The organism is Deltaproteobacteria bacterium (genome assembly GCA_016210005.1).
Taxonomy (GTDB): Bacteria; Desulfobacterota; Binatia; order HRBIN30; family JACQVA1; genus JACQVA1.
The window spans coordinates 1-10,766 of record JACQVA010000148.1; the positions used below are offsets into that span (position 1 = coordinate 1).

The window sequence follows — 10,766 nt, forward strand, 5'->3', positions numbered from 1 at the left end:
GGACGCAACTTGTCATCTTCCAGGCGCGGCGCCACTTCTTCAGCTGCTTCTCCCGCACGAATGCGGTCTCTGCGCAGCCGTGCGCTTCGTAGTAGACCAGCTTGTCAACGCCGTACTTGGCCGACAAACCCTCCACTACCTTGCTCTTATGCTGCCACACCCCCGCGTTGCCAGCTGTGAGGTCACCCCAATGTACAGCGTGCCGTTCCGTTTGCTGGCCAGGATGTAACGCAGAACTGCTTGTCCACAGCGCCAAACGCCGAACTGGATTCCCGCTTTCGCGGGAATGACGGCCATAACACCGAACCACGTTACCCACAAATTTGTCGCGCACCCTCAAGCAACCGGCAGGGCAAAGGGCTACAGGTCCGCTGATCGCGAGCCCGGCGGCTATTGGCCCCCAAATCGCGCGCGGCGACCAAGCCGTAGGATCGGCGCACCGCTCAAGTTCTCGATTGATTTGGCGGAGAGGGAAGGGAGTCGAACCCTCCGTCCCGGCAAGCCGGGACCACGCGGTTTTGAAGACCGGGGAGGCCACCGGGCCTCATCCCTCTCCGAGCCGATGGCCGCTCTGCGACCCAACCCCTGAAACGATCACTGCATCTCAACGGAAGCGCTCGTGGCTGCGGAGACTCTCCAGCAGCAGCTCGGGTGTGGGCGCACGCTGCAGCGTGTACCGTGTGGCGTCGGATTGCAGCAACAGCGATAGCAATGACAGAAAGTTGAGATGTTCGCCGCTGAGGGCGGGCGACGACAGGACGAGCACCATGATGTTGACCGGCACATCGGCAATCGCGTAGTAGACCGCCGACGACGAGACCGCGACGGCGGCGATGATGCCGGCGACACCTTCGAGCCGTGCGTGCGGAATGCTCACGCCGATCTCCACCAGCGCGGTGCTGCCCATGCTCTCGCGATCAAGCACCGCCCGCAGCGCCGGCCCGCCCAGCTCTACCGGCAACTGCTCCGCCAACACTAGCTCCTCAATCAGACCCTCGACCGCATCTTCGAAGGTGGAGAAGGGCGCTCGCACAATCACCGGCGCTAGCTCCCAGCCGTTGTTGAGTCGCGCAGCCACGGCCAGTGTTCCTACTACCCCGCTCAACAAATGGGAAGGTACCCGGTTGCAGGAGGGCGGGAGCGGCGCTGCACCAACGATCTCGGGCTCGGTCTTACCGATTGGGCGGTTTCACCACGCCGGCCGGCGCGGTGAGCCGTGCCGCTAGCGGCCGGCGTTGCGACACCCGGCGGGCTTGCGCTACTGTCCGCCGCGTTTGTGGGAGGCAGAATGACAGAGCCGACAAGCCGGGCGGCGGCGCCGGTGCACTTGATGATCGTGCCGCATACACACTGGGATCGTGAGTGGTACCAGCCTTTTCAGGAATTTCGCCGCCGGCTAGTGCGGCTGACCGATCGCTTGCTCGATCTGCTCGAACACGACCCCTCCTTCGTCCACTTCCATTTCGACGGCCAGACCATCGTGCTCGAAGATTATCTCGAAATCCGTCCCGAGCAGCGCGCGCGGCTGCGCCGCTTGATTCGTGCCGGGCGGATCGCAATCGGCCCGTGGTATGTGCTGCCCGACGAGTTTCTGGTCAGCGGTGAGTCGCTCATTCGCAACCTGCTTATAGGCCATCGCGTGGCCGCACAGTTTGGGGCGCCGCTCAAGATCGGCTACCTGCCGGATCAGTTCGGGCATATCGCGCAGATGCCGCAGATTCTGGCCGGCTTCGGCATCACCAGCGCGGTGGTGTGGCGGGGCGTGGGCGCCGAGGTGGACCGCAGCGAGTTCCTCTGGGAGGCTCCCGACGGTACCCGCGCCTGGACCGTGTATCTGCCGCAGGCGGGCTACTCGAACGGCCGCAGCCTGCCGCTGGAGCCGGCGCGGTTGCAAGAGCGGCTGCTCGACCTGCTGGCAGAACACGCGCCCTTTCGCCGCACGGATGTGCTGCTGCTGATGAACGGTACCGACCATCAGGAAGCCCAAGCCGGGCTGCCGGCCGTGCTCACTACGACGCTGCGCGGCCGAGAGGCCGTGACGGCGGAAATCGCGCCGCTAGCGGCCTACGTGGAGCGCGCCCGGGCCGCCGCGGCCGAGACCGATCTGCCCGTGCATCGCGGCGAGCTGCGCAGCTCGTTGCGGGCACACCTGTTGCCCGGCGTCACCTCGGTGCGGGTGCGGCAGAAGCAACGTGACTTCGCCAACACCAGCTGCCTCGAACGTTACGCCGAGCCACTGGCAGTGTGGGAAGACTGGCTGGCGGGCGAGCATCGCCTCGCCGCCTTCACCGAGTGGGCGTGGAAGCTGGCGCTGCAGAACCATCCGCACGACAGCATTTGCGGCTGCTCCATCGATCAGGTGCACCAGGACATGGAGTACCGCTTCGATCAGGTCGAGTCGGTTGGCCGGCAGATCATGCACCAAGCACTTGCGGCGTTGGCCGCGCGCCTCGACACCGCCGCCGCCGCCTCGGACACCGTGCTCGCGGTTTACAACCCCAACCACGCCACGCGCACGCTGGTGGCGGCCGAGATCTACCACGACGCCGCGCAGCATCTGACTTTGCGCGATGCGGCCGGCGAGCTGGTGCCGCTGCACGTGCGCGCCGGTGCGAGCGAAACCCTGCTCGAAACCGAATTGCCGGCGGCCGAGGTACGCCCGCACGTGCTGACGATTCAGGGCCGCGAGTTTCTCGGCCTCTTCATCAACGACATCAGGCTGCGCCGCAACGGCGCGCGGCTCGAGGCGCACCTGACGGTTGACCGCATCATCCGCGGCCGGTTCGAGGTGGCGGCCGCCCGCGCTCAGTGGTTGGCGGAGCTCGACGATCCCGGGCTGCGCACCGTGCGCATCTGTGCCCGCACCGGCGTCGCCGCGCAGCTGCGATTTGTCGCCCCGCTCGCCGGCCATGGGCTGACCGGTTTCGCACTGACCTCCGAGCCAGTCGCGCTCGCGTCCCCCTTCACCGCCGGTGATCAGACGCTGGAGAACCGCTTCTACAGAGTCAGCGTCAACCCTGACGGTTCGCTGCGGATTTACGACAAGGAATGCGGCTTCGAGCTGCCGCGGGCGCACTGGTTGGTTGACGAAGGCGATCGCGGCGACGAGTACAACTTCGATGCGCTGCTCGATCCCCAGGCGGTCGACGGCCCGACTGAGGCACCGGTGGTGAGCGTCGAAGCCGGCGGGCCGGTGCTGGCGACCATGCGGATCGCGCTAACCTACGCGATCCCGCGCCGGCTTGAGGGCGATCGTGAGACCCGCAGCAGCGAGCGCCTAGCCATACCGATTGTGACCACGGTCACGCTCTATGCCGAGCTCAAGCGCATCGACTTCGAGACCGAGGTCGACAACCATGCCGCGGATCACCGGCTGCGCGTGTTGTTCCAGACGCCAGTGGCCGCAGCCGCGATCCACTGCGAGCAGGCGTTCGCCGTTGTCCGGCGGCCGCTAGCGCTGGAGGCGGCCGGGCCCTGCGAGCAGCCGATCGGCACGGTGCCGCAGAAAACGTTCAGTTGCCTCGAGGGCAACGGCTTGGGGGTGGCACTGTTCAACCGCGGCATTGCTGAAATCGAGGCCCGTCCGCTGGCCGCCGGCGGTACCGAACTCGCGCTCACGTTGATCCGCGCGGTCGGCTGGCTGTCGCGCGGTGATCTCCGGCTGCGCAACGGACACGCCGGCCCCGGCCTGGAGACCCCGGGCGGGCAGTCGCCCGGTGGTCATCGCTTCGCTTATGCTTTGACGACTTACGGCGGCGACTACCTCCACAGCGGCGTGGTCAACCGCGCGCACGACTTCGCCTATCCACCGGCGGCAGTTACCACTGACCGGCATGCCGGCAACGGCAGCGCGCCGGTCTTGCTCCGCTGCGACAATCCCCACGTCATAGTGAGCGCGCTAACGCCGTCAAAGCGCGGCCGCTCGCTCTTGCTACGTTGTTACAACACCGCGCCGAGCGAGCAGGTCGCCCACCTCGAGATGCCGGACGCCGGCGACGTGCGGCCAGTCAACTTCCTCGAACAAGCCAGCCGTAAGCGCCTGCGGCGTCAGGCAGCCGGCTGGGAACTGCGGCTGCGCGCGGCAGAGATCGCGACACTCACAGTGACGCGACGCTAGTAGCGCCGGACTAGGCGCGCCTGCTGGCCACGTACTGGTCGGTCATGCGCTGCAAGCGATCGCTGAGAATTCGCGTCAGGTTGAGGAACACCTGCGCCGCAATGCGCGGGTAGCGCCCTTGCAAGCGCTGGAGGAAGCGCTCGTCGACCGCGAGCGCATCGAGCGCACCGGCAGCGACAACGTCGGCACTGCGCTGCCCGTGGCGCACCAAGCCCATCTCGCCGATCACCTCGCCGCGGCCGCACTCGCGGATCAGCCGGCGCTCGCCGCCGCCGCTGGCAACCACCTGCGCCACGCCCTGAAGGACGACGTACATGACATCGCCCCGCTCGCCTTGGCGCATGACGTAGTCGCCCGGCGCAAAGTGCTGCAATCGCCCCATCAACACCACCACCCGCGCTTGCCCAGGCCGCAGCCCGGCGAACAATGGGATCGTGCGCGTCGGCTCTTGCCCGAGCTTGACCGCCAACAGGTCCCACAGCGTGATGATCTTGGTGGTCGCAAGCAGCGCTGGCAGCAGCACCAGGTTGGTGCCCAGGGCGGCCGCCATCGTCACTCCCGCCAGCATGCCGAAGTTCTGGATCGGTACGAAGCTCGATCCGGCGAACGTCAGGAAGCCAAAGAACAGCGCCACGGTGGTGAAGATGATGGGCTCACCCACCAGGCGCAAGGTGCGCACCAGCACTGCCGCCTGATCGGTCTCGCCGCGCAGCTCCAGGTTCAAGCGCGCCATGTAGTGAATGGTCGAGTCGACGGCGATGCCCAGCGCGATTGCCGCGATCAGGCTGGTGCCCAAGTTGAGCAAGATGCCGAGCCAGCCCATCACACCGAAGAAAATCGCGATCGGCAACACGTTCGGCAGCATCGCCAGCAACCCCACCTTGACCGACAAGAACATCAGCGCCATCACCACGAAGATCACGGCCAACGCCAGCGACAGACTCTTGATTTGTCCGGCGACGATATCCGCCGTGCTACCGGTGAGCAGCACCAGATTGCCGGTCGGATGCACCTGCACCTCGGCCGGAAAATGCTCGGCCACGTACGCACGAACGGCAGCCAGCGTGTCCGCGATCCGGCGCGAGCCCGACAGCTCGGTGCGAACCAGCACGTTGGCGCGGCGGAAATCCGGGGTAACCACCGAGCTGAAGGTGGCCGGACTGGTGCTGACCAAGCTCAATACCGCCGGCAGCCGCGCCGGCTCCTCCCACAACGAGGCCGCCGGCGCCGCCGCCACGATCCGGCCCTGCTCGTCCAGCAAGATGTCCCCCTCCGCGCTTTTGCTCAGCCCGGCATCGAGCAGCTCCAGGTAATCTGCCACCGACAGCGACGAGCTCACACCCGGCAGCGTCGCCAGAAACGTCTGCAGATCCTTGATCAACTTCAGCACCTCCCAGCGTTTGAGCGCACCGGCGCCGCTGCCTTCGATCACCAGGTAGAACGGGTTACTGCCGACCACCTCACGGTTGATGGTTTCGTTGGCCTGGCGTACCTCCGAGGCCGGATCGAAGTAGTAGAGGAAGTCGGAATCGACGCGGATCGAGCGGATGCCGAGCCCTGCTACCAGCGCGGCCGCCGCCGCCCCCCACAGAATCACGCGCCGCGACACGAAGGCGCCCTGGCCCAGCCGGGTCAGCGACGCCGCCAGCCAGAGCGAAATCCTCCTTGGCTGCGTGCGCCGCTCAGCCGGCAGCAGCTGCAACAACGCCGGGATCACAGTCAGCGACGTGACGGTGAGGCAGACCACTCCGACCACCGCGAAGATCCCGAGATCCCAGATGGCGGTGATGCGATTGACCGCCAATGAACCGAACCCGATCACCATCGTCAGCGCCGACACCACCAGCGGCAACCACACACGCTCGAAGGCCCGCACGACCAACAGCTCGCGCTCGGCGCCGGCCTCGACCTGCTCGTAGTACCGGGCCATCATGTGAATACCGAACGAGCTGCCGACCACGATCAACAGCGGCGGCAAGATAAAGGTGCCGAGCGTGATCGCCTTGCCGGCCAGCACCATGAACCCGAGAGTCCACACCAAAGCCAGCAGCACCGACACCGCCGGCAGCAGCACGCCGCGGATGGTCCAGAACGACAACCACAGCACCAGCAGCACGAGCACGAGCGCGACCGGGGTAAAGCGCAACAGGTCGCGCCGCATCAGCTCGACGGCGGCCTGTTTCACGTGCGCCGCCCCGGTGTAGTACATGCGCTCGGGCCCGCCTGCGGCCGCAAGCAGCCCGCGGATCTTCTGGTCAACCCCGAGGCTCAAGTACTGCGCGTCGGTCAGGTTCTTGAAAAAAACATTGATCGCGGCGCCGCGAAAATCGCCGGACACCAGGTTCTTGCCGTACAGCGGCGTGCTCGCCAACTTGTGCTTGAGCGCCGCAATGGCGGCGGCGCTCGGCGGCAGGCGCGGCAGCAACCGCGGCGGGTCGAAGACATCGGCAGCGGGGTCAACGGCGTTGGTGAGGCTGAGAACACGCTCGACGCCCTCGATGCCGGCGATCGCCTCCGTCAGGCTCGCGATCTTCGCCAGCGTAGCGCTGGCAAAGATGTCCGGCGCCAGCAGCCCCACCACGGCTACGTCGTCACTGCCGAACGCCGCCCGCACCCCGGCGTAGTACGCGATCTCAGGGTCACCAGCCGGCAGGACGCTCTCAAGCGAACTTTCAATCTCTATGCGTGCCGCAAACAAGCCCAGCGCGGCGGTCATGAGCAGGTTCGCCGCCAGCACCGCCAGCGGGTAGCGCAGCCACCGGGCCCAGGCAGCCATCGGCGCCCCGGCCTCACGCGGCCGAGCGCAGCTTCGCAATCAGACCGTTGAGCACCTGCTCCTGCTGTTTGAGGGCAGTCTTCCACTCCGTGGCATCGGTCTTGTGAACCTCGCCGCGCAGGTCGGTGAAGGCCCGCTCCAGCAACTCGCGCACCGCCGCAGCTTCAGCCTCAGTCAGCTCGATGTGCATAACAGCACCTCCGTACGCATCCTCGCTGGCCCGCCACGGGCGAGCCGCTTGCCGTCCGGGTAATTGCGACCCTTTCCAGATACCGAAACGCGGCCCTTCACTCAACTCGGGTCTCACGCCGCTTTCGCAAACACCGCAATGGACTGCCGGCGGCTGCGCGTTCGCCGGAACCTATGCCAGCCAACCACCAGGCCTGGAGCAGTTGTCACTCTGGCACATGCGTTGCACACTAGGATTGCGGAGTACAGCGATGGCATGTGAGTTCTTCTCTGACGGGAAGTACCCTCTGTGCCTGGCGGTGCGGGGGCTGATGACCCCGTCGCTGGCACAGATGCGGCGCTGTTGCGCCAGCGAGCATCCGGAAGCGTGCCCGTTCTTCCAGTCTTACCACGACACCGGAGAGAAGGTTCCTCTGGAAGTCGCCAAGAGGGGCGTCAGCCAGAGGCGCCTCTCGGCCTGATCGGGATCGCAGCGGACCGGGATGCCGCAGCGCCTAACGGCTCAAGTAGCTTGCGATTTCGCTCGCCGGCACGTCGCCGGAGTTTACATGTTGGCGCCGCCCACCTAATCTGCGCTTGATGACATGGACAGCGAGCACGCTCACAACGCCGATCTCCAGGCACATCGAGGCTCGGACATACCCCGGCCGCGTCGTTTTGCCGGCATGAGCGACGATGCACGTACGTACGCCGCTGACGCGGTCTTGCGCGACGGCAGCTCGATTCACATCCGCGCCATCCGCCCCGACGACAAGGAGCGCCTGCGCGACCACTTCCAACACCTGAGCATGCGGTCGATCTACTTCCGCTTCTTTGGCGCCAAGAAGCGGCTGACAGACGAAGAGCTGGCTCGTTTTACCGAACTCGACTTCGTGCGGCAGGTGGCGTTGGTAGCAACGCTGCGCGGCGAGCGCGAGCGCATCATCGGAGTGGGACGATACACCGCCGTTCCGGGCGACGGCGCCGACAGCCACCGGGCCGAAGTCGCCTTCGCCGTTCTCGATGAATACCAAGGGCGCGGCATCGGCACGCTGCTGCTCGAGCACTTGGCCCCGATCGCCCGCGCCAATGGCATCAGCGAGTTCGAGGCGGAGGTGCTGGGTGAGAACAACCGCATGCTGCAGATGTTTGCCGCCAGCGGGTTCAAGGTGAAGCGTGCGCTCGAAGCGGGGGTCTTCCACATCACCTTTCCCTCCGTCGAAACCGATCGCTTCCTTGAACTCAGCCTACAGCGCGAGCGCCACGCCGCGGCCCAAAGCGTGCGCGCGTTTCTCAGTCCCCGCTCCGTGGCCGTCGTCGGCGCCTCGCGCCACCCTGGAACCATCGGTGCAGCTCTGCTGTCCAACCTCAAGCGCGATGGCTTCACCGGACCGATTTACCCGGTCAACCCGGGCGCCGGCGAAATCGCGGGATTGCGGTGCTACCCGAGTGTAAGCGCGATCGACGGCCCGGTTGACCTCGCAATCATCGCGGTGCCGGCAGCGGCGGTCGAGCCGGCGGTGGCCGACTGCGCCCGCGCGGGGGTGCGCGGAGTGGTGGTGATTTCCTCCGGCTTCGCCGAGGTCTCCGCCGCCGGCCGCGCGGCGCAGCAGAGGTTGACCGAGTTGGTGCGCGCCTCCGGCATGCGCATGGTCGGCCCCAATTGCATGGGGGTGCTGAACACCGATCCGGCGATATCCCTCAACGCCACCTTCGCCCCCACCTGGCCACCGGCCGGCAACATCGGCATGTCGTCGCAGAGTGGAGCGCTGGGTTTGGCGATCCTCGACTACGTGCACACCCGTAATCTCGGGGTCTCCACCTTCGTCTCGGTCGGCAACAAGGCCGATGTCTCGAGCAACGATCTGCTGGCCTACTGGGGCGAGGATCCGCACACCGACGTGATCGTGTTGTACCTCGAAAGCTTCGGCAACCCGCGTAAGTTCGCGCGCGTGGCCCCGGAGTTGGCGCGCCGCAAGCCGATCGTGGCAGTCAAGTCGGGGCGCTCGGTGGCGGGCACCCGCGCGGCCTCGAGTCACTCGGCGGCGCTCGCCAACCTCGATGTGGCGGTCGATGCACTGTTCGAGCAAGCCGGGGTCATCCGCACCACCACCCTGGAGGAGCTGTTCGACGTGGTCACGCTGCTCTCGACCCAGCCCTTGCCGCCGGGGCCGCGCGTCGGGGTGGTCACCAACGCCGGCGGCCCGGGCATCCTGCTCGCCGATGCCTGTGAAGCGCGCGGCCTCAAGCTGCCGGAGCTCACACCCGAGACCCTCGCCACGCTGCGCGCCCTTCTGCCGCCGCAAGCCGGCCTGAGCAACCCGATCGACCTCATTGCCTCGGCCACACCGGAGCAATACGAGCGCGCCATCGCGGCGGTCGGCACCGACTCCAACGTCGATGCGCTGATCGTGGTCTACATTCCCCCGATGCTGACTCGTCCCGAAGAGGTTGCCGCGGCCATCGCCCGAGCGGCGGGCACGGTGCCGGCGAGCAAACCCGTTCTGACCGTCTTCATTTCCTCGCGCGGTGTACCGGCAATGCTGAGTGGCGGCCCCCGTGGCCGCTTGCCGTCGTACAGTTTCCCCGAGAACGCCGCCTTGGCCTTGGCTGCCGCCCATCGCTACGCACGTTGGCGTGAGTTCCCGATCGGCACCGCGCTCAAGCTCAATCCCTTCGCCCAGAGCGCCATCCGCGCCGTGATCGACCGCGTGCTCGCCCAGGCCAGCGGTCCGGTCTGGCTGGAGCCGAAGGATATCGCCACCGTCCTGCGAGCCGCCGGGATCGCATTTGCGGCCGCGGAGCAGACCACCGCAGCCGACGCGGTCGTCGTTGCCGAGACCCTAGGCTACCCGCTGGTGGCCAAAGCCATCGCGCCGGGGTTGATCCACAAGAGCGATGCCGGCGGTGTAATCATGGGCCTGGAGTCCGCCGGCGACGTCGCCCGCGCCGTCAGTCTTCTGAGCGAACGAATGCAGGCCGTCGGGGTGCCGCTCGAAGGCGTGCTCTTGCAGCGCCAGGTGGCTGGGGCCATCGAGGCCTTGGTCGGCGTAACCTCCGATCCGGTCTTTGGCCCGCTGGTAGTATGCGGCCTGGGCGGCGTGCTGGTCGAGTTGCTGCGCGACGTTTCGTTTCGGCTGACGCCGGTCACTGACATCGATGCCTTCGAAATGATCGGCAAGCTCCGCGCCAGCAAGCTCCTCGACGGCTACCGCGGCGCGCCGGCCGGCGACCGCGACGCCTTGGCCGACGTCATCCAGCGCATCTCCGCGCTGGTCGAGCTGGTGCCGGAGTTGCGCGAGTTGGACCTCAATCCGGTCAAGGTGTTGCCTTGCGGCCAGGGCGCGATCGCGGTCGACGGCCGCATGCGCATTGGGCCGCTCTGAATCTGAACTACTATAGCCGAAAGTCTTGGCGTCGCGCGCAGATTTCCCTCCGTCATTCCCGCGAAGGCGGGAATCCATCCGGAGCCCCACCGCCCCTGGATGCCCGCTTAAGGATTGCGGGCATGACGGAATACCCCTGTCGAGCTTTGGGTTGCGGGCGTCAGCCCGCGCTATGAGCCTGAGAGGAAATCAACACGATGTTCCCGCGGTCGCTACGACGTGCGGCGGGAGCAGCGCTCCCGCCCTCAAGAACAGAAGGCGGAGCGAATGGCATCATTGTTGAGGGGAGGAGCATTGCTCCACCCCTCAGAGTTCTTCA

General features: G+C 66.6%; 6 protein-coding genes and 1 tRNA gene. 3 read left to right on the forward strand and 4 right to left on the reverse strand.

All coding sequences use genetic code 11. The annotated features are described in order from the left end of the window. Positions 1-461: 461 nt before the first annotated feature. Positions 462-556: transfer RNA gene (locus HY699_14280), tRNA-Sec, on the reverse strand. A 48-nt stretch (positions 557-604) separates the two neighbouring features. Further along, the gene (locus HY699_14285; protein MBI4516973.1) at positions 605-1,078 is read right to left on the reverse strand and encodes a PTS sugar transporter subunit IIA; all 474 of its coding nucleotides are present in this window, start codon (positions 1,076-1,078) and stop codon (positions 605-607) included. A gap of 210 nt (positions 1,079-1,288) precedes the next feature. Between HY699_14285 and HY699_14290 the strand changes: the two genes are divergently transcribed. Continuing rightward, complete coding sequence (locus HY699_14290; GenBank protein ID MBI4516974.1) at positions 1,289-4,117, forward strand: hypothetical protein; 2,829 nt, start codon at positions 1,289-1,291, stop codon at positions 4,115-4,117. A gap of 10 nt (positions 4,118-4,127) precedes the next feature. Here HY699_14290 and HY699_14295 read toward each other — a convergent pair whose 3' ends face one another. Together HY699_14295 and HY699_14300 are read right to left on the reverse strand one after the other, a co-directional pair. Further along, entirely contained in the window at positions 4,128-6,893 is a 2,766-nt protein-coding gene (locus HY699_14295) for an MMPL family transporter (GenBank protein MBI4516975.1), read from the reverse strand. 13 nt (positions 6,894-6,906) lie between these two features. Next, positions 6,907-7,083 (reverse strand): hypothetical protein, encoded by a 177-nt coding sequence (locus HY699_14300; GenBank protein MBI4516976.1) that lies wholly within the window; start codon positions 7,081-7,083, stop codon positions 6,907-6,909. Positions 7,084-7,333: 250 nt separating this feature from the next. On the opposite strand from HY699_14300, the gene HY699_14305 reads away from it, so the two are divergent. Together HY699_14305 and HY699_14310 are read left to right on the forward strand one after the other, a co-directional pair. Further along, positions 7,334-7,543 carry a hypothetical protein gene (locus HY699_14305; protein ID MBI4516977.1) on the forward strand — a complete coding sequence of 70 codons (210 nt, stop codon included), beginning with the start codon at positions 7,334-7,336 and terminating at the stop codon, positions 7,541-7,543. 204 nt (positions 7,544-7,747) lie between these two features. Next, positions 7,748-10,447, forward strand: coding sequence for a GNAT family N-acetyltransferase (locus HY699_14310; protein ID MBI4516978.1), 2,700 nt, complete (start codon positions 7,748-7,750; stop codon positions 10,445-10,447). Positions 10,448-10,766: the final 319 nt, after the last annotated feature.

Bases quoted from the DNA above. Each gene is read 5' to 3' on its own strand.
- HY699_14290 (MBI4516974.1), top strand. From the start codon at position 1,289: ATGACAGAGCCGACAAGCCGGGCGGCGGCGCCGGTGCACTTGATGATC.
- HY699_14295 (MBI4516975.1), bottom strand. From the start codon at position 6,893: ATGGCTGCCTGGGCCCGGTGGCTGCGCTACCCGCTGGCGGTGCTGGCG.
- HY699_14300 (MBI4516976.1), bottom strand. From the start codon at position 7,083: ATGCACATCGAGCTGACTGAGGCTGAAGCTGCGGCGGTGCGCGAGTTG.
- HY699_14305 (MBI4516977.1), top strand. From the start codon at position 7,334: ATGGCATGTGAGTTCTTCTCTGACGGGAAGTACCCTCTGTGCCTGGCG.
- HY699_14310 (MBI4516978.1), top strand. From the start codon at position 7,748: ATGAGCGACGATGCACGTACGTACGCCGCTGACGCGGTCTTGCGCGAC.